Source organism: Candidatus Acidiferrales bacterium, assembly GCA_035934015.1.
Lineage (GTDB): Bacteria > Acidobacteriota > Terriglobia > Acidiferrales > UBA7541 > DAHUXN01.
On record DASYYH010000026.1, the window covers coordinates 113,808 to 132,319 of the forward strand.

19 protein-coding genes and 1 other RNA gene are annotated in these 18,512 nt (G+C 57.4%); 8 read left to right on the forward strand and 12 right to left on the reverse strand.

Going from position 1 to position 18,512, the window contains the following annotated elements; translation table 11 throughout:
• Positions 1–24: 24 nt before the first annotated feature.
• From egtD to VGR81_12855, 6 genes are all read right to left on the reverse strand, one after another.
• Positions 25–1,011 (reverse strand): L-histidine N(alpha)-methyltransferase, encoded by a 987-nt coding sequence (gene egtD / locus VGR81_12830; protein ID HEV2289823.1) that lies wholly within the window; start codon positions 1,009–1,011, stop codon positions 25–27.
• 3 nt (positions 1,012–1,014) lie between these two features.
• Complete coding sequence (locus VGR81_12835; protein ID HEV2289824.1) at positions 1,015–2,340, reverse strand: SUMF1/EgtB/PvdO family nonheme iron enzyme; 1,326 nt, start codon at positions 2,338–2,340, stop codon at positions 1,015–1,017.
• A 134-nt stretch (positions 2,341–2,474) separates the two neighbouring features.
• Positions 2,475–3,104 carry an RdgB/HAM1 family non-canonical purine NTP pyrophosphatase gene (gene rdgB, locus VGR81_12840; GenBank protein ID HEV2289825.1) on the reverse strand — a complete coding sequence of 210 codons (630 nt, stop codon included), beginning with the start codon at positions 3,102–3,104 and terminating at the stop codon, positions 2,475–2,477.
• The gene (gene rph / locus VGR81_12845; protein ID HEV2289826.1) at positions 3,088–3,825 is read right to left on the reverse strand and encodes a ribonuclease PH; all 738 of its coding nucleotides are present in this window, start codon (positions 3,823–3,825) and stop codon (positions 3,088–3,090) included. The genes rdgB and rph overlap by 17 nt, the downstream gene beginning before the upstream one ends.
• Before the next feature lie 94 nt (positions 3,826–3,919).
• Positions 3,920–4,603 carry a GerMN domain-containing protein gene (locus tag VGR81_12850; GenBank protein ID HEV2289827.1) on the reverse strand — a complete coding sequence of 228 codons (684 nt, stop codon included), beginning with the start codon at positions 4,601–4,603 and terminating at the stop codon, positions 3,920–3,922.
• Positions 4,604–4,605: 2 nt separating this feature from the next.
• A complete protein-coding gene (locus tag VGR81_12855; GenBank protein HEV2289828.1) occupies positions 4,606–5,352 on the reverse strand; it encodes an N-acetylmuramoyl-L-alanine amidase in 747 nt (248 codons plus the stop codon).
• Between the two features lie 185 nt (positions 5,353–5,537).
• Here VGR81_12855 and VGR81_12860 point away from each other — a divergent pair, with 185 nt between their 5' ends.
• Positions 5,538–5,861 (forward strand): hypothetical protein, encoded by a 324-nt coding sequence (locus VGR81_12860; GenBank protein HEV2289829.1) that lies wholly within the window; start codon positions 5,538–5,540, stop codon positions 5,859–5,861.
• A 54-nt stretch (positions 5,862–5,915) separates the two neighbouring features.
• On the opposite strand, the gene VGR81_12865 is transcribed toward VGR81_12860, so the two are convergent.
• The 3 genes from VGR81_12865 to VGR81_12875 form a co-directional block, all read right to left on the reverse strand.
• A complete protein-coding gene (locus VGR81_12865) occupies positions 5,916–6,812 on the reverse strand; it encodes an NAD(P)-dependent oxidoreductase (protein HEV2289830.1) in 897 nt (298 codons plus the stop codon).
• A gap of 359 nt (positions 6,813–7,171) precedes the next feature.
• Positions 7,172–7,765, reverse strand: a complete 594-nt coding sequence (locus VGR81_12870; GenBank protein ID HEV2289831.1) for a PEP-CTERM sorting domain-containing protein — start codon at positions 7,763–7,765, stop codon at positions 7,172–7,174.
• A gap of 220 nt (positions 7,766–7,985) precedes the next feature.
• Positions 7,986–8,303 carry a PilZ domain-containing protein gene (locus tag VGR81_12875; protein ID HEV2289832.1) on the reverse strand — a complete coding sequence of 106 codons (318 nt, stop codon included), beginning with the start codon at positions 8,301–8,303 and terminating at the stop codon, positions 7,986–7,988.
• A 543-nt stretch (positions 8,304–8,846) separates the two neighbouring features.
• Between VGR81_12875 and VGR81_12880 the strand changes: the two genes are divergently transcribed.
• Positions 8,847–9,215, forward strand: coding sequence for a hypothetical protein (locus tag VGR81_12880; GenBank protein HEV2289833.1), 369 nt, complete (start codon positions 8,847–8,849; stop codon positions 9,213–9,215).
• Positions 9,216–9,377: 162 nt separating this feature from the next.
• Here VGR81_12880 and VGR81_12885 read toward each other — a convergent pair whose 3' ends face one another.
• Positions 9,378–9,809: a thioesterase family protein gene (locus VGR81_12885; protein HEV2289834.1), complete on the reverse strand. Its 432-nt coding sequence runs from the start codon at positions 9,807–9,809 to the stop codon at positions 9,378–9,380.
• Positions 9,810–9,896: 87 nt separating this feature from the next.
• Here VGR81_12885 and ssrA point away from each other — a divergent pair.
• Positions 9,897–10,275: a transfer-messenger RNA gene (ssrA, locus tag VGR81_12890) on the forward strand.
• Positions 10,276–10,445: 170 nt separating this feature from the next.
• On the opposite strand, the gene VGR81_12895 is transcribed toward ssrA, so the two are convergent.
• Positions 10,446–10,856 (reverse strand): hypothetical protein, encoded by a 411-nt coding sequence (locus VGR81_12895; protein ID HEV2289835.1) that lies wholly within the window; start codon positions 10,854–10,856, stop codon positions 10,446–10,448.
• Positions 10,857–11,059: 203 nt separating this feature from the next.
• On the opposite strand from VGR81_12895, the gene VGR81_12900 reads away from it, so the two are divergent.
• The 5 genes from VGR81_12900 to VGR81_12920 all read left to right on the forward strand — a co-directional run bounded on the left by VGR81_12900 (position 11,060) and on the right by VGR81_12920 (position 18,202).
• Positions 11,060–11,680 carry a GNAT family protein gene (locus tag VGR81_12900; GenBank protein HEV2289836.1) on the forward strand — a complete coding sequence of 207 codons (621 nt, stop codon included), beginning with the start codon at positions 11,060–11,062 and terminating at the stop codon, positions 11,678–11,680.
• A 163-nt stretch (positions 11,681–11,843) separates the two neighbouring features.
• Positions 11,844–13,727: a hypothetical protein gene (locus VGR81_12905; GenBank protein HEV2289837.1), complete on the forward strand. Its 1,884-nt coding sequence runs from the start codon at positions 11,844–11,846 to the stop codon at positions 13,725–13,727.
• 167 nt (positions 13,728–13,894) lie between these two features.
• A complete protein-coding gene (locus VGR81_12910) occupies positions 13,895–14,689 on the forward strand; it encodes a hypothetical protein (protein HEV2289838.1) in 795 nt (264 codons plus the stop codon).
• Positions 14,690–14,750: 61 nt separating this feature from the next.
• The gene (locus tag VGR81_12915) at positions 14,751–16,988 is read left to right on the forward strand and encodes a transglycosylase SLT domain-containing protein (protein ID HEV2289839.1); all 2,238 of its coding nucleotides are present in this window, start codon (positions 14,751–14,753) and stop codon (positions 16,986–16,988) included.
• Complete coding sequence (locus VGR81_12920) at positions 16,985–18,202, forward strand: aminotransferase class I/II-fold pyridoxal phosphate-dependent enzyme (GenBank protein ID HEV2289840.1); 1,218 nt, start codon at positions 16,985–16,987, stop codon at positions 18,200–18,202. The genes VGR81_12915 and VGR81_12920 overlap by 4 nt, the downstream gene beginning before the upstream one ends.
• On the opposite strand, the gene VGR81_12925 is transcribed toward VGR81_12920, so the two are convergent.
• Entirely contained in the window at positions 18,199–18,465 is a 267-nt protein-coding gene (locus VGR81_12925) for a hypothetical protein (protein HEV2289841.1), read from the reverse strand. The genes VGR81_12920 and VGR81_12925 overlap by 4 nt on opposite strands.
• Between the last annotated feature and the right edge of the window lie 47 nt (positions 18,466–18,512).

Genomic DNA, 18,512 nt, shown 5'->3' on the forward strand with positions numbered 1-18,512 from the left:
CAGCCTCTGCTGATTCTATAACTCTTACTCTGCGAGAAACAAACTCTGTGCGAACGGCCATTCCGTGTCGACCCACTGAGCGGCGCAGCGGAAGCCAGCGCGTTCTCCCATCTTGGCGGCCTCGTCACAGCGATATTTATGCGAGCTTTCCGTCCAGATGGTTTCGCCTTCTGCAAAGTTTACATTCAATCTTGCGGCCGTAATATGCGCTGTTTGACGTCGCGCCGAACGCAAATGCATTTCGACTCGCCGATTTTCTTCGTCGTAGCGTACTTCATGTTCGAAAAATCGCAGGTCGAAATCGGCGCCGAGTTCGCGATTGATGCGCGCCAGCAAATTCTGATTGAACGCCGCGGTGACGCCTGCAGGATCATCATAAGCCAACAATAACTGACTCACGGATTTTTCAAGGTCCGTCGCCAGCAGCAACGCATCGCAAGGATGCAGCACGTTCCGCACTTCGCGCAAAAAAGCTTCGCCGGCGGGACGATCGAAATTGCCGATCGTGCTGCCCAGAAACAGAACGAGGAATCGCTCTCCCGAATTCCGCCGCGAAGCAACATCGAGCAATCCATCCAAATAGGCGCGCTCGAATCCCACGATGCTGACGGAATCGATGCGGCCGAGTTCCTGCCAGCAGCGCGAAAGCGCGGTGCGCGAGATGTCAATGGGATAGTAATTGACGGGCTGTCGCCGCGAGAGTGCCTCCAATATCCATCGCGTTTTCGTTCCGCTTCCACTGCCCAATTCCGCGACGGCCACCGGCGCTGGCAGCCGGTCGATGACATCTTCCGCGTGACGCTTCAGCAAGCGAGCGCCCGCGCGCGAGAGGCCGTACTCCGGCAGCAAGCAAATCGCTTCGAACAGCGCAGAACCAACTTCGTCGTAAAGATACTTCGACGGCAGTTCTTTTTGTCCTGTCTTACTCAATCCAGCGTGCACATCCGCGGCAAAATCTTCGAGCTGCTTCCCTGTGACGCCATGCGTGGCGATTCTCGCGGCAGTTGCCATGGCTTACTCCTCCACCGTGCGGAATTTCGCGTACACATAGGGATAATGCGGCTGGAACCAATTGCGGAAGGAGCGCCGCAGCATGCAAGCGGCCGTGCGTTGCGATCCGCCCTTCATCACGAAATGCTTGCCATCGAAAAAGTTCGCAGAGTAGCCGGGATAAAACGAAAACGGTTCGAATCCAGGGAATGGCGCAAACGGAGTCGAAGTCCACTCCCATCCGTTTCCCAGCAAGTCGTAAATACCAAACGCGCTTTGCCCCGCCGGATGCGCGTTTACCGGCGTCGGATCCCAATGCTGAAAATTGAAATTTCCGCGACTGGCGCTCGGCTCCACATCACCCCACGGGTACATGCATTCGATTTCGGCGGGCGTGCCATAGGCCGCGCGATGCCATTGCGCTTCCGTCGGCAAGGACTGGGCCTCCCATCGCGCATAGGCTGAGGCTTCCGCGTGGCTTACGTACGCAGGGCAATCGAACGGCAGCGGCACTTGCGCGAACATCCCGCGATATTTCCACTCTTCGCCGTCGCGCTGCCAGAGAAGCGGATGCGAGATTCGCGCTTCGGATTTCCATGCCCACGCTTCGCGGCTCCATAGCCGCGCGTCGTCGTACCCGCCCGCGCTGAGGAATGCCAGAAACTCTCGATTCGTTACCGGATACGCGCCAATGCGAAACGCGTTCACATCGATCGCGTGTTCTTCGAATTCGTTGTCCCAGCCGAACGCGCCACTGGAGCGCCGCAGTCCCAGTGTTGCCTTCCCAGAGGGAATACCAGCCATGTGCGGCTCGACTGTTCGCGCCGCGACAGTCGAACTGCTCACTTCGGGCGCGATTTTCCGGTCATACGGCAATTGGTGCAGCAAATATGCCAGCGTTTCCGCATGCATCAGCCGATGCTCGATGGCAACGTTCAGCAGCGTTCCGTCGGCGACAAACTTCGGCAACGAATTCGCCGGGGCATTCAGCGCAGAGTCGATTCGGTTGCGCACTTCGCGATTGTATGCAGCTACATCTTCAATTGTTGGCCAGTCGCTGGGAACGTCGTGCGGGAGCTGGCCATCGACGGGATCGATTCCGAAGGCGAAAAGTTTGTCGTACTCAGGATGGAAGCTCAGATGATCGAAAGCGCCACGCGCGATCAAATTCCAATCGAAGGCCTCCAGGTGGCCTAAATAAAAAACGAGCCTGTGGCGTTCGGGGATTGGCCGGTCGTAAAGAGCCTCGGGACGGAGAATCCGGAAAAGCATATCCGTCTGCCGTCGCGCACTCCCCAGACGTCCCTGCAAGGGATAGATAGATTCGGGCTGTACCTTCGGAGTAGCCATGAGAGGGGCCTCCGGGCTAGATGCTCATTTTCCTACTTTGGGGCGCTTTGGACAACAAGACTTAGATTCACGGACAGTGCGGGCGGATACATACAGAGACTTCCGGGTCGGGGGCTAACAAGGGTTTCCCGGAGCTAGCCGAGGTGCGAGCGGCCCGGAGAAATGACATACTCCATCAGCTTGCGAAGCGCTTTGCCGCGATGGCTTATTTCATTTTTTTCTGTTTCATTCAATTCCGCGAAGGTCTTGGCGCGTTCGGCGGAGTAAAAAACCGGATCGTATCCAAATCCATTGCGCCCTCGGGGTTCTTCGGTGATCGTGCCCTCGGCCAGATCGGAAAAAATGGCGAGCATCCGACCCTCTCTTGCGGCTGCGACAACACAGACAAAGTGCGCCAGGCGCGTATCACCGTCCTTTCCGCGCAATTCGCCGAGCAGTTTCGCCACACGCTCCGAATCTGTCGCGTTTGGTCCTGCGTAGCGCGCCGAATGCACGCCCGGCGCGCCACCCAATGACGGAACAACCAGCCCCGAATCATCCGCGAAGACGATTCCATCCCTATCCCCACGGAAATGTTTGCTGTAGTGCAGCGCTTTTCCGGCTGCGTTTTCGGCGAATGTTGGGGCGTCCTCAGGAAAACCGGGAATGTTCTGAAATTGTGGGAGCAAATCCACCACGATGTCACGCCCTATAGCCAGTGTGCGGTATTCGCTCAGCTTTCCGGCGTTCGTTGATGCGAGGAGTAATTTAACGGGCGTGCGCACGGAAATCCATGTGCAGCAGGTCGCGCTGCACCTTTGTCAGATCGCGTATTCCTGCCGTTGCGAGACGCAATAACGACTGCATCTCGCCATCTGTGAAAGGACGGCCCTCCGCTGTCGCCTGCACTTCGACAAGCCGGCCCGTGCCGGTCATCACCACGTTCATGTCCACCTGGGCGCGCGAATCTTCTTCGTACGCGAGGTCAAGAAGCAATTCATCTTTTACGATTCCCACGCTGACAGCGGCCACGGAATCCACGAGCGGGATGACCGGCAGAATTCCTGCCGCCTTCATGCGCTCGAACGCCAGAGCCAGAGCCACAAATGCGCCAGAAATGGACGTCGTTCGCGTCCCGCCGTCGGCCTCAATCACATCGCAGTCGATCCATACCGTGCGCTCACCCAGCGCCTCAAGGTCGGTCACGGCGCGCAAAGCTCTCCCGATCAATCGCTGAATTTCTTGCGTTCGTCCCGATTGTTTCCCGCGAGCGGCTTCCCGAGGAGTGCGCTTATCTGTCGCGCGCGGCAGCATTCCGTATTCGCTGGTCACCCAGCCTTTTTCCTGGCCGCGCAAAAATTGTGGCACGCCGTCTTCAATCGTCGCCGTGGCCACGACGCGCGTGCGCCCCGCCTCAATCAACACGCTTCCTTCGGCCGTCGAGACGAAGTCCGGCGTCAGTTTAATCGACCGCAATTCGCTTGCTGCGCGTCCGTCGGGTCGCAAAAATCCCTCCTGGCATGAACTCAGGTCGTCTTACTCCATCGCGACGCTACAGTTTGAAACTCAACCTGCACAGTGTCAACCGTGCTGCGCAGCTTCATAACAAACTTTTTGGCTTCTGTGGCGCTCCAGACTTCGCTGGCGGATTCACGGAGGGAGCCGGACTCGGAGGATTCGAAGGCGCAGCCGGAGTCATAATGGCCGGACGCACTTCGAAAAAACCCGATAGGTCGATGTGTCCGGCGAGCGTCTCCGCTCCTTGCCCATGGATGAGAATTTTCAGACGCGTGATCGATGGTACGTTTGCGCCCAGCGTTTGTGCCAGCGAACTGACCGCCATCCATTCGCTCAGAATTCCCGAAGGCATTTCTGACGCCATCTCATCGGAAAAATCCGCCACAGCAGTGCCGTCCGGCAAAATGTAAAAATTGAGGAGTGTCGCTCCCGTGGGCAGAGTTCGTTGCGCGGGCGACGGCGGATTTGCGATGAGTTCCTCGATCAATTGCTTGGCGCGTTCGACGGGATCAGCCGATAGCGGCAATTGCACAGTCACGGGCGCGAGCTGATCCGGCTGCGTCGTGGAAACCCAAAACAACTGAGCGTTCGACTTTACGTCCGTCGGCGTCGAGATCGGCGGCGCAATCACCTCGCGCCGCTCCTGCTCTTCCGTGGCCTGTGTGTGTTGCAAACGCGCCGCACGTTGGTGCAGCGTTCGAAAGTAAACCAATCCGACCAGCACAGCGGCTGCGAGCGCGATCAGAATCAGCGTAATGCGCCGCATACTCATTTTCCACCCGGTGGATAAATCGTTTTGTACGCCATCACAGCGCGTGTGATTCCGCTGGCCAGATCGGGAATCAACGCTTCCAGTTTTGCGCGATCCATAGCTATGTTGGAAATTTCGAGTGCTACAGCCGGTTCAGCGATGGAGCGCAATTGATATACCGGTGCGCCCCGCGAAACATTCGGCGATCCCTTGAATTTGTCCGCGAGCTCGACTTGAATCAAATCGCCAAGCTTCCCGCTCTGCGTCAGATAAGGTTTCTGAGCTTCGCGCCACAATAGAAATCCCGAGGCTGCGCTCATCTGCGCGGCGGTTTGAGCTGCATTCCCTTGTACGTCGCTCGCTCCCACGTTCGGCGACGGAAACAAATACGTGTACGTCCGCAGACTTCCTGGCGGCCCGGAAGAACCCACGTGCAGGCTGATAAAAATGGCGTCCGTCTGCGCATTCGCTGTTTGTGCGCGATCATCGAATGCCGGATCCGCGTCGCTTTCGCGCGTCATCACGACTTGAAATCCCTGCGCACGAAGCGAGCTTGCTATTGCCTGCGCGAGTTCGAGAACGATGTCTTTTTCCGCCACGCCGCCTGGACCGCGCGCGCCGGAATCCGTGCCGCCATGCGCTGCGTCGAGCACAACGGTCCGCAAGGATTCGTTCGCTTGCGGCGGCGTAACGGCCTGCTGGGTCGGATTTTGTTGTGGCTGACTTTGCTGCGCTGGCTGTTGCGCGTTAGAGGTGTGAGCCAACGCGCACGCTACAGCAAAGCAACAAACCGCTCCGAAGATTCGGGCGCGCCTCACGCCGCAGAGGATAACAGAAATATTCCTGAAGTATTTCCCGAACCACGGACCTCTTGCAGTGCTGTGTACTCTTTGCAGACGAAAACCTCACGCCGGTTGACCTGGGGCCGTCACTGCCCTAAAAAGGAACCATGAAGCCCTTTGCGATTTTCCTATTTTCGTTGATGTCAGCAATTCCCGCGCTGGCCGGCCCGCGTGTCTATCAGCCCGGCAAGGTGCTTTCGTTCGATACGGGGCAAGTTCAAAAAGGTTCGAAGCACGCGGCGAAAGATGAAGTCGTGTATCAGGTGCAAGTCGGTTCCGTCGTTTACAAAGTTACGAACCACTCGAAGAAGCACGAATTCTCAGCCGACCAAATGGTCCAGTGCCGCACCGACAAGGCTCATCTCTTCATTGAGAAAGAAAAGGGCGGCGAAGTGAAGTACGACATTGTTGGCGAAGTCGCCTCACACTAGTCCACGCAGAATCCCAGTTCGCTTCGGACAGACATTCAGAAATGCTGGCGCGAGCTAGGAGCCAGCTGCGATCCCTGCATCTTCCGAGGCTCCCAGCGCGGCGGCGGCCCAGTCCAGATTCTCGCGTTTCTTGGCCATCGCGGAGAGCCAGCGGTCACGCAGCAGGCTTGCCGTCGGCATCGGCGTTTGGGATTCCGCCGCAGTTCGCAGAACGAGATGGATGTCCTTCAAGCCAAGCGCAAGGCGAAATCCCGCTGGCTCATAAGAATGTTCAGCGATGCGCTTGCCATAGCTTTCGTAAACCGGGCAGGGAAACAACGTCGGGACCAGCATTTCGAACGCGCGAGTGCGATCTATCCCATTTTTTTCAGCCAGCGTGAACGCTTCCGCCAGCGCCTCAATCAGAGCGGCGAGCAGAAAATTTCCGGACAATTTCACCACATTCGCTGCGCCAGGGTCTTCACCGAACTCGAAAACGCTCCGGCTGAGAGGAGACAGAATCGGCGCGACTCTCTTTCTCGCCGCGGCCGGGCCAGATACGCAAACGGCAAGCTGGCGTGCCGCTGCTGCTTCCGGCCGCCCGAAAACCGGCGCAGCAATGTACGCGACGCCCATGCTTTCGTGCTGCCGAGCGAGCATTCGCGCGGTCGCCGGAGCAATCGTACTCATGGAGATGTGGACTCCGCCGGCGCCCAATCTGGAGACGAAAGAGTCGGAGCCAGTGCAAAGAGCCTCCAGCGCAGCATCATCGGAAACCATGGTCACAACGATGCCGCCTTTCGATGCCACTTCGGCCGGAGTCGAAACGGATTTCGCGCCGCTGGCAACGAGCGCGGCAGACTTGGACGCGGTGCGGTTGTAGACCTTCAGCGAATGTCCCGCGCGCTGAATATTTTCTGCAATGGGGAATCCCATGTTGCCGAGGCCGATCATTCCGATGGTTTCACTCATCAAGAGAATCTCCCGCGAATACGAAATCGTACCAATACTGAATGCAAGCCACGGAAACCCGGCTTCAAATGAAACCGCGGGTTTCTTCCATGCAGGAAAAGGCTAACAGAAAACCCGCAAACGAGCATTAGCGCACCAGCAAACTGCGACTGAGCATGCCGGTGCGAATTTGGCTGCAGCTGCACAGAACAGGAGTTGAAATGAGCCGCGAAACTTACGAGGAAGAAAAAAGAAAGAAGAAAGCCAAGGGGAAATGCTTGCCGGTGGTTTTCGGTTGGCTCTGCTGGCTGCAAAGGCCGCCCTGCTTCATTCAGCGGAGCTGCCTTTGCAGTCCTAGAGAGCTGAGGGTAAAAAACTTCTTAGCTGTTACGGCGAAGCAGAAAGAATCCCACAATGCCGGTGCCAAGAAGGACGAGCGTTGACGGCTCTGGAGTTCCACCAATGCCGCCCGGGCCTGTCAAACCGCTCGGAGGACCTTCAAGCGAGAAGTAAGTGGTCGCTCCGATGCCCAAGCCACCCGTGAAGGTGACGACCAAGTTGCCACTGCTGAAGGCGAACGTCATGTTTGGCCCTTCGTAACCGTACGTCGTGCCCGAACAATACGAAGCGCCCGTGTACGTGCAAATGCCATCGCCGTCAAAGCCAAAGGCAATGCCCGTGCTCGTCAGCGTCATCGAATTCAACGTTGCGCCAGTGTTGTTTGTAACACCGATGGACGTATCCTCGATGCCGTCGTAAGCCGGATTGCCGGTCAGTGTAACGCTGAAGGCTGTGGCCACTCCACCGCTCGCCGACGTCACATTGATTTCTGCTCCGCAATACAGAGGCCCTAAACCGGAGTCAGATCCGACGTTGGGGCACACTGCGCTCTGCGCCTGCGCCGCGCCTGCCGCCAGAAGCAAGAGGCAGCAGCCGAAGACAGGGTAAAGCATCTTCTTAATTGAAATGTTCATAGTTATGAACACCCCCTTAGACAAGACACTAGCACTTGGCGCGCCAAAGTACTGTTTCCGTATCCTGTTCGTAATCATATATTTAGCTGGTGTAAATGCACGATGAACGCATGCATTAGGCACGGAGATAGCAGAATTGTGGAAATTGCTTGCACAATCCGTCGGCATGGAACGTCGTGATTTTCTACAATCCTGAGGGTGAGTACTAGTCATCCCCGCGTCAGTCGCCATGGACTTGAGAGAGCCACTTCATCAGGATCGCTTTTTGATCTGGTTCGATCTGTGTGAATGATATTCCCATTCCGATGTTCGGTTTGGAATGGGCAACCGTGCCGACGGCGGTGAACTTTGCGTCCATGTGGGTGATCGTGATACGCACGTTCGCCCCGCCGGGGAATGGATTCATGGTGTCGACATAGCAGCCATGGAGGCTTAAATCGCCGGTTCGGGCGTTTATACGCGTTTCCTGAGCCGATTCGAGGAGCTCGACCGAGGCGAAGAAAGGATGGCGCGGCTCGCGCCTGTGTTCGATGTCCATTCCGTTGGAGGAATTATGCTCACCCGGCCGGGATAGTCAAGAGCCAAGCCGTCCGGCGGAGGCCCGCCGCGGCGGGATTCGCGGCCGAGGAATACAGCAAAAATCGCGCGATTTCCGGCCCCGGAAAAACTTTTACCGTAGACGATTTTCGCTTACACAAGAAACTACTTGCGTCAAGAATGAGTCTCGTCCTAAAATAAATTCTGTAAGCTCGATTGGTGTCTCCCCGCGAAGTAAACTTCCCGTTTTCCCCGAAAATCCGGAGAACCTGCGCGCGGTGCGCGTTTCGTCGCCGCAAAGCCGCAGCGCAGCCGCGCAACTTCTTCGCCGCTACCGTGTTCATCAAGACGGGCTGCGGTTGCGGCGCGCGAAGGGCTGCGCCTCCGCACTTCTTGCCCAAAGAATCAATTTCCTGTGCGGCTTGTGCAACCCTCCCTGCGCACAGGCCGTCGAAAAAAGTGAGAGGCCTGCGGCGAGTGTGTGGCACTCTGGAGCGAGAGTCGGGCGGAAACCGCGCGCAGAAAGGCGCGGAGGAGAGAATCGATGAGAACGAAAATCGTGCCTGCCATTGCGCTGTTATCGCTGGCGCTCATTTCCGGCGCGGGATATGCGAAGCCGAAGCCAGCGCCGCCGGTGAAACTGGTGATGTCTCCGGCGTCGATGGTATCTCCCGCCGACATCGTCAAATATCTTCAGGAAAAATGCCCCAATGTGACGATAACGATCAATTCCAAAGAGTCGGATTACATGCTCGACGCCCGGGGCTGGCCCGAACGCTATCGGTTTACGTTATATCGCAAGGGCGGGACGGCGGTGTTCGCCACGTCTACGATTTTGCTGAGCAACGCGGTCAAGGATGTTTGCAAGTACGTGAACAATAATCCGCTGCCAGCCGAAAAGCCCGCGAAGTAAATTGCGAAAAGGCGAGTCGGCGCGAATGCCGCTTGCACTTTAGAAAATATAATGACCGCCGCGTTCGCCGCTTCGCCACGATGATGAGACGTGTTGTGCTCTAGAAGAGCAAGAAGATTTAGGCGAGTCCACAATTCTTCGGGGATCTCAAATCAACACGCCTCACTTTCGGGCGCGGGATTCCCGCTGCAATCGCGCTTCTGCCGCAGCGCGAATTGCCGGCGGAAATGGACACGACTTGTGCGTTCGCCGATCCAGGTGCACGGCAGTCAATTCGCTGGTGGCTGCCACCGTATTTTTTTCGATGTTGCGCATCTCATGCACAAAGCGAATCACTTTTTCGCGCACCTCGAGTACGCGCGATCTGACTTCGACTACGTCACCCGCGAACAGTTCTTCTTTGTAGGTTGTGTTTTGCTGCACGCCGGCCATGCCACGGTGTTGCTCGCGCATATATGACGGCGTGATTCCGAGCTCGGCGAATAAATTCCACGTCGCTTCGTCGAATTTTCCCGTGTACCACATCACGTTCATGTGTCCCATGTGATCGCAGTGCCACGGATGCACCACGCCTTTGTATGTGAGTGTCTCCATGGCCACCATAGTATGCCGTGATGCTTCGTGATGCCAACTCGGGCATGTGTTTCCGCACCATGATAATATAGCGAAGAGTCGTAATTCGGGGGCGAAACGGTTTCGACGGAGGCTGTCGCGGCCCGAAGGCATGCCGGGCGTCACCTGCCCGCAATCGGGTGAAACAATACAACTGCCAATACGCAGTTGGCTCTCGCTGCTTAATTAAAAACTAAGTAGCGCGTCTCCCTTCCTGTCGCCCACGCGGGGAGGACGAGGCGTCACAAGGTGGACTGGCTGGCGCATTTCGGCCCGTAATGCGTCGGCGAGACTATCGGGCTAGCTGGCCGCGTTTCTTGCTCGCTCTGAGCGCGGGCGGCGAACAGCGGAATGCCGCAAGGCATGGCCGCATGCGAACGAGCTAAGCATGTAGTCTTCGTGCTACAAGGTCTCTCGGACGGGGGTTCGACTCCCCCCGCCTCCACCAAATCCGCCGACGATCCTGGGGATAGTCGAGAGAAAAGCCGAAACGTCAGATGAAGTTGATTCCGTTCATAACGAGCCTCTAATGCGTCAGGCGATCAGGCAAGATCGCGCTCCGCTCGTTGCTACCTTATGAGGACGTACGTCTTAACATGAACTGACTCGTCGCGCTTGTCAGTGGCTTGCTGGCTTGAAAAGAGGCGGTGCGGTCTCCGTGGGAACGATAGAAGCAGCGAGAATCTTTCCGCCGTCGGCTGTGCGTGTCATTGTCCCCGTGACCCTGACGCTCTTGGCGGCAAATTTCGCAGCCAGCGATTGCGGATCGAGTTCATACACTTTATTATCCGACCACAGTCCATACTTCGAGCCGCGTTCCACGCACAGGCGGACGCACTTCAAATCCGGCGTCATGTTCGAGGTGACCTGGCAGTGCGTGCCGCAATGCGTGTCCGTGACGAAGCCGATCCAAACTTGCTGCGCAGACTGATGGCCGGGTTGCGGCGGCTGAGGTTGACTCTGGGAATAGGCGCCGGCCGAAACGACGATGCATGCCAGAAATGCAACGAAAAAAGCCGTGCGGCGCATGAACAAAACCTCCGCGAAAAGCTTTTCGATGCGGACATCTTAACTCTCGGAACCGAGATTTGTCGACCATCGTATGCGAAGCGGCAGTCCAAAATGGCAGGAGAGATACAAGAAGGGAATTCTTCGCGGAAGACGGGTCGCCGCGTAGAATGTGCGACGATAAGCGGCGCAGCGGGCCGCGAAACAGACGAAAGCGAGAATGGATGGCTGAAGCCCCAGTGAAAGACGTGACGAAAGAAATGATGATTGCTCCTGCGACGCTCGAAGGACGGCACGTCCGGCTGGAACCTCTTTCGCGTGCGCATCATGCCGCGCTCGCTGCCATTGGCCTCGACGAAGAATTGTGGCGATGGATTCCCGATCCTGTCCGCACGCCGCAAGAGATGGCGGCATACGTCGAGGTCGCCCTTGCCGACCAGGCGCGTGGCGTTTCGCTGCCATTCGCAATCATCGAAAAAAAATCGGGTCAGGTGATTGGCTCGACGCGTTACGCCAGCATCGAGCGAATGCATCGCCGCGTCGAGATTGGCTGGACGTGGGTTGCAAGGCAGTGGCAGCGCACAGCGGTGAATACGGAGTGCAAATACTTGTTGCTGCGCCACGCGTTTGAAGTCCTTGGATGCATGCGCGTGGAGTTGAAAACGGATTCGCTGAATGAAAAATCACGCAACGCGATTTTGCGCATCGGCGCGAGGCAAGAGGGCATCTTTCGCAATCACATGATTACTGCCAGCGGCAGAATTCGCCACTCGATTTATTTCAGCATCATCGATTCAGAATGGCCGGAAATAAAATCCCGCCTCGAAGAAAAACTGAAAGTCTGAGGGCTTTTCCCTTCGAAGCGTTTTTGCTGCTGAAATGACTCCGCAAATTTTCGAATTTGCAATTCCTCGATTGACGAAAGTGTTTCTCGCGGTATGATTTGCGGTTCCGACAGCTCTAATGAACGAATTTTGCTTTCATCATGCGTCCAGAAGGAGATTTCTAATGACTCGATCGAATTATCGCTTGGCGTCTCTCTTTGCGTTGATCTTTCTGCTGGCTGCACCTGCGGCATTCGCGCAAGCCGGCGCAATTCAATTGACCGTGGACGCGACCAGCGTCCCGCTGGGCTATGTGCGGACGCACATGATCATGCCTGTGCATCCCGGGCCTCTGACGCTCTATTTTCCAAAGTGGATTCCCGGCGAGCACGGGCCCGATGGACCGATCTCGAACCTCACGGGACTGAAATTCAGCGCGAATGGCCAGGCGATTCCATGGCAGCGCGATTTGCTCGACGTTTTCACGTTTCACGTCAATGTCCCCGAGGGTATCGAACGCCTTGATGTGGATTTCATGTATCTCGAACCGAGCGGCGGAGGTTTTGCGACAGGCGCGCCTTCGTCAACGGACAAGCTCGTGGTGATCAGCTGGAACCAGAATGTTTTGTATCCTGCAGGTGAACCGGCAAAGGACATCATGTTCCACGCGCGCCTCAAAGTTCCGAGCGGATGGAAGTACGGCACGCCGCTGCCGGTGGAGAGCGCTGCGGGAGATGAAATCACATTTCAGCCCGTGTCGCTGAATCGCCTCGTGGATTCCCCGGTGATTGCCGGCGAGTATTACCGCGCGATCAACATCACGCCTCCGGGCGAGCCGATTCATCATGAGCTCGACCTTGTGGCCGATAGCGAGGCGGCGCTGAATATCAGCCCGGACGCGATCCAGAAAATGACGAATCTGGTGGCCGAATCGGGAAAGTTGTTCGGCTCGCGCCACTATCGCGATTACCATTTTCTGCTGACGCTCAGCGACCACGTGGCGCACTTCGGCCTCGAGCATCACGAAAGCAATGACAGCCGCCTGCCGGAACGAGCGTTAATCGGTCCGAACGCCGAAATGATGCTCGGCGGCTTGCTCTCGCACGAGTTCATGCATTCGTGGAACGGCAAATTCCGCCGCCCAGCGGATTTGGCGACGCCGGAATACGAAACGCCGATGCAGGATGATTTGCTGTGGGTCTATGAGGGCCTGACGGATTTTCTTGGGCCGATGCTCGCGGCGCGCAGCGGCCTTTGGACGCCCCAGCAATATCACGAATATCTCGCCAGCATCGCGGCCAATCTTGGTCCCGGCACGCCCGGCCGCACATGGCGCGATTTGCAGGACACGGCAACGGCAATCCCGGGCGTTCGCGGCGGCGGCGGTTGGGCGAACTGGCGCCGCGGCTCAGATTACTATCCAGAGGGAGATTTGCTCTGGCTCGAGGTCGCGACGATCATCCACCAGCAAAGCAATGGCGCAAAATCGATTGACGATTTCTGCCATCTGTTTCATGGCGGCCCAAACAACGGACCCGAACTGAAAACTTACACTTTCGACGGCGTCGTCGCGTCGCTGAATCAAATCGTGCCGTACGATTGGGCGAAGTTCTTGCACGAGCGGCTCACGTCTCTCTCTCCAGAGGCGCCTGTGGGAGGAATCGAGAATGGCGGATGGAAGGTAGAGCTTTCGAGCCAGCCTCCTGAGCAGGGCTTGCGCGGCGGCAATCCGGGCGACGAATACTCCCTCGGCCTGCAATTGGGAGCAGACGGGGCGGTTCGCGATTCGATCGTTGGCGGAGCTGCCTACAAAGCGGGAGTTACGGCGGGAATGAAAATCATTGCTGTGAATGGCCGTGTTTTCAAGCCCGAGCTGTTGGAGGATGCCGTCAAGGCAAACATGAATGGCGGAGAGCCGATTCATCTGCTGTTAAGCGTCAACGACGATTTCCTGAAAACCGTTGACGTGGATTATCGCGGCGGAGATCGCTACCCGCATCTCGTGAGAGACTCCAGCAAGCCGGATTATCTCGATGAGCTCATCAAGCCGCGAGCCGGCGGGATGTAATTTTCTCGCTGAGCTTCTGCAAGCCAATGACTGTGGAAAGGATCCCGCCTGCTATCTGACGGCGGGATTCTTGCTGTCTCCTGTCGTGGGGAAGGAACCGGCTTCCGCAATGCGTGTTGACACTTTTTCCCAGCGTTTCCATAATCGCGGACAGGGCACACTCACGCATGGGCGATGCTCAAAAAACCCGGGAACGCGCCTTGGAGGCGGCGGTTTCGCGCGCCGTTCGCGACAATCTTCTGCCTTTGCAGAAGACGCTCGAAGACTTGCAACAGGCCTTCGCTGACCTCGTCTCGGCCTGTTCGTCGGTGAGGCCGACCAACACTCTGCCCGCTATGCTGCGTGTGCGGGCAACCTCAGCTTCATTGGCCGCGAGCCTTTCCGTTCTGTCGGATTTCATCTCGAATGCCATGAAGGACCACGGCCGCGACATAGACGACGAAGAAAGTGGAGACGATGCGCCTACCGTAGCGGTAGCCGAAGCGCCAGCCCCGCGACAGCAGAAATTGCCTCCGCCGGAAATTCCAGTTCCAACTGCACATGCGCCCGTGACCGAGGCGGAAGAAGAACCAGCCGCGGAAATCGAGGCTACCGTTGAGGAGGACGTCGCATCCGAACCTGTAGAGGCGCCAGAACCGGAGCCGGTCGCATTTCGCATCGCGGATTTGCCGCCTGATGAACAGGAACTGCACAAGCGGGCGAATCGCGTAGCCAAAGTATCCATGCAAGATATTAAAATGCTGAAACCGGCGGACGTCCGCAAAGGCCAGGAGCATAAAGACATTTGCGTGCGGCTTCGCGGAGAACTCGACAAGGCGCGGAGAGAATATGATCGCCGCTTTCAAAAAATACTCGAGCAGCCCGTCGATTATTTCCGCCATTGGATGGTGGAAATTTTGGGCGACGGCGACCCGGAAACCCTCGGAGAATATCCCTATCCCTCACCCGTTCTACGCCGGTGATTCGCGCCCGATGAAATTGACGAAGCTGAAATGGACGGAGAGGATCTCGCATCCTGCCCACATGAGATTCGTTGCCCTGTGCGCGTGCTTTTTGTTCTTGCTCGCGCCGCGGGCGCTTTGCGCGCAAGCGGCCAATGCGAAGCCGGCTGCAAAGCCAGCCGCAAAACAAGCTGGAACGAAAAAGCCTGCCGCTAGCCCTCAAGCCGCGAAGCCATCGCGCTTCGGCACGGAGGCCAGGCAACTGTCATTGCTGTCGCGCGAGCTAAAGAACGAAAAAGAGCCCGGCTCGGCGTATCGCACGCTCGCCGCATTTGCCACAGCGCACGCCAAGGAAGAACTGGGAGCGCGGGCAGCGCTCGAGCTCGGCGGCTTCGATTACAACGGCGGGCGATACGAAGACGCGCGGAAATGGCTGGATATTGCCAAGCGGGAGACGCTGCTCGGCGATTATGTTTTGTTCTGGAGCGCGCAGGTGGACCGCAATCTGAATAACAACGCCGCCGCGCTCGATCAGCTCGAGACCTTGCGCCAAGAGTATCCGCAGAGCGTGATTGGCGACCTTGGTCTTCAGGCGCTGGCGGAAACTGCCATCTCTTTGACCGAACCGCAAAAAGCGCTCGACGCGCTGGCAACCGCGAAAGACATCAACACAAACCCCGATTTACTCTTTCTTCGCGGACAAGCGCACGAGCAAGCCGGTGACAAAATCGCTGCGGCAGGCGACTACCTCACGGTTTACGACCACTATCCATTGAGCGCGAGCGCGGAGGAGGCAGGTCAGAAAGCCGTTTTCCTCGCGAGCGAATTGGGCAGCGCATATCCGAAGCCGATGACCGCCGACATGCTCGAGCGCGCGGACATACTCTTCCAGGCGCATCGCTGGCAGGATGCGGAAGAGGCTTATGGCAGCGTCTTGTCTGCTGACGGACCCGATGATGAGCAGGCTCAAGTGCGCGCCGCGGACTGCAAGGTGCAGTTGGGAGCCGACCCGTCAGCGCTCGCCTCGATTCAGTTGCAGGAGCCGAATACCGAAGCTGAGCGGGATTATTACCTTTTGCAGGCCTATTGGACTTTGCAGGACGATACAGGAATAGCGAATGCCCTCGCCAAGGCGCAGTCCGCCGCGCCAACCAGTCCATGGGCGGAACGAGCGCTCTTTTCTGCCGGAAATTATTACTGGGTCAAACTCAATCGCGATAAAGCAGCCACGTATTACCAGCAAGTCGTCGATAAATTCCCGGCCAGCGATGACGCCATCAATGCGCAGTGGCGCGTGGCTTGGGCCGCATACATGGGTCATCGTGACGGTGCCGATGTGCTCATCCAAAAATTCCTGCGCGACCACCCGCAGTCGAGTTATACGCCCGATGCTCTTTATTGGCTGGGACGCCTGGCGCAGCAGGCAAAACAGAACGCCGACGCGCGGTCGTATTTCGAAAAATTGTGCCAGCGGTTCCCGAACAATTATTTCGCCGCGCATGCGCAGGCCCAGCTTCATGCGCTCGGCAAGGGTCAGGAAGCCTGGCTGCCAGTCCTCGACGGGATTCGGCCTCTATCGCCAGTATCGCCCGTAAGTACACAGGAGCCAGCCGGCGCTTTCGCGCGGGTGCAACGCGCCACTGCTCTCGAGACGATCGCAGACGACGATGATGCCTTGCTTGAGCTGCACGCGGCTTATAGTGCAACGCACGCAGCGCCGCTGCAGTTCGCCATCGCACGCGCCGCCACCAACGCGGAACATTACGGTGGAGCGATCGTCGCTCTGCGGACAATCTATCCATCTCTCGAATCGCGGCCGCTGGCAGAGGAGCCGCACGAAGCGTGGATGCTTTATTTCCCTTTGCCATACGCGTCGCAGATCCGCAGCGATTCGCGGCGCGCGCGCCTCGATCCCATGATTGTTGCGGGGCTGATTCACCAGGAATCCGCGTTTGAAAAAGATGCGCACTCAACCGCAAATGCATACGGCTTGATGCAGTTGATTCCTCCGACGGCAAAGATTTATGCGCATAACCTCCGCGTGCGCTACTCGGAGGAGCGTTTGTTCGATCCGGCCTATAATCTGCGCCTGGGGACCATCTACCTGAGCGACCTTCTGAAAAGTTTTCGCAGCGTGGAAGCGGCTCTGGCGGCGTACAATGCCGGAGAAGATCGCGTGACGCTGTGGCAGACGGGGCAAACATATTCCGAGCTGCCGGAATTTGTGGAATCGATTCCGTTCACGCAAACGCGAGAATATGTGGAAATCGTGACGCGCAACGCGACCTTCTATCACCAGTTGTACGGAGGCAAGCAATGAATCCCGCGACGGGCGCAGTGGCGAACGAGGCGCGTCTTTCGGCGAAGGCTGCGCAATTCACCGAATCGGTGATTCGCGAGATGACGCGGCTCGCGATGGCGCACAATGCCGTGAATTTGTCGCAGGGATTCCCCGATTTCGCTGCGCCGGAGGAAATCAAAGCCGCCGCGCGCGACGCGATTGCGCGCGACGTGAACCAATATGCCATCACCTGGGGCGCGAAATCTCTGCGCAACGCCATTGCGGAGAAGTTCGAACGCCAGCACGGAATCGCCATCGACCCGGAGCGCGAAATCACCGTTTGCTGCGGCTCGACCGAAGCCATGATGGCGGCGATGATGGCCATCATTAATCCCGGCGATGAAGTCGTGGTCTTCGAGCCGTTCTACGAAAATTACGGGCCGGATGCGATTTTGAGCGGCGCTGCGCCTCGCTTCGTTCGCCTACGCGCGCCGGAGTGGACGTTCGATCCCGATGAGCTTTCGCGCGCATTTTCAAGCAGAACGAAGGCGATCATTCTCAATACGCCGAATAATCCGACGGGAAAAGTTTTCACGCGGCAGGAATTCGAAACGATTCGCGATTTGTGCATCCGGCATGACGCGTATTTAATCACCGATGAAATTTACGAGCACATGCTTTATGACGGAGCGAAGCATATCGCTGGCGCAGCGATCGACGGCATGCGTGAGCGCACGATCACAATCAACGCGCTTTCCAAGACCTACAGCGTCACAGGATGGCGCGTTGGCTGGGCCATCGCTCCACCGGATGTCAGTTCCGCGATTCGCAAGGTGCACGATTTTTTGACCGTTGGCGCCGCCGCACCATTGCAGGAAGCGGGCGCTGTGGCGCTGCGGTTTCCCGATGCGTATTACGTGCAACTCGCGCAGGATTATCTCGTCCGGCGGGACCGCTTGCTCGGAATCTTGACCGATGCAGGTTTTCGATGCTTCAAGCCGCGCGGCGCGTATTACATCATGACCGACATTTCGAATTTTGGGTTCCCGAACGATGTCGAATTCGCCCGTTATCTGGTGAAGGAAATCGGCGTCGCGGCCGTGCCCGGTTCGAGTTTCTACCACGATCCCGCCGACGGCGCGCAACAGCTCCGCTTCACATTCTGCAAAAAAGAATTCACTCTCGCCGAGGCCGAGAAGCGCTTGGAGAAACTCCCCCTTAAGAACAGCAGTGGTCGCACTCCAAAATTTTAGAGTGCCGTCGGGGGCGGGGTTAGTTCTGTATAACCTGGAAGATTTCTAATGCCGCCATAGAACACCTGAGTGTTATTGTCGTAGACGGTAAGATTGGGGCAGCTTCGATACTCTTGCTCTGTCTGGAAAACGACTACTCCATTGGCGTCGAAGTAGGCACCGGGAAAGTTCCTCAGATTCCAATACCAAACTCCCTTGCCATGGGAATGCGCGCTGCGCACGTTGATGCCATACAGTCTTGCAAGCTGGAGGCCATGCTTCATTTTGGCGTTCATCACGGTCAAAATATACCACGAGAAGAATGGGGTGA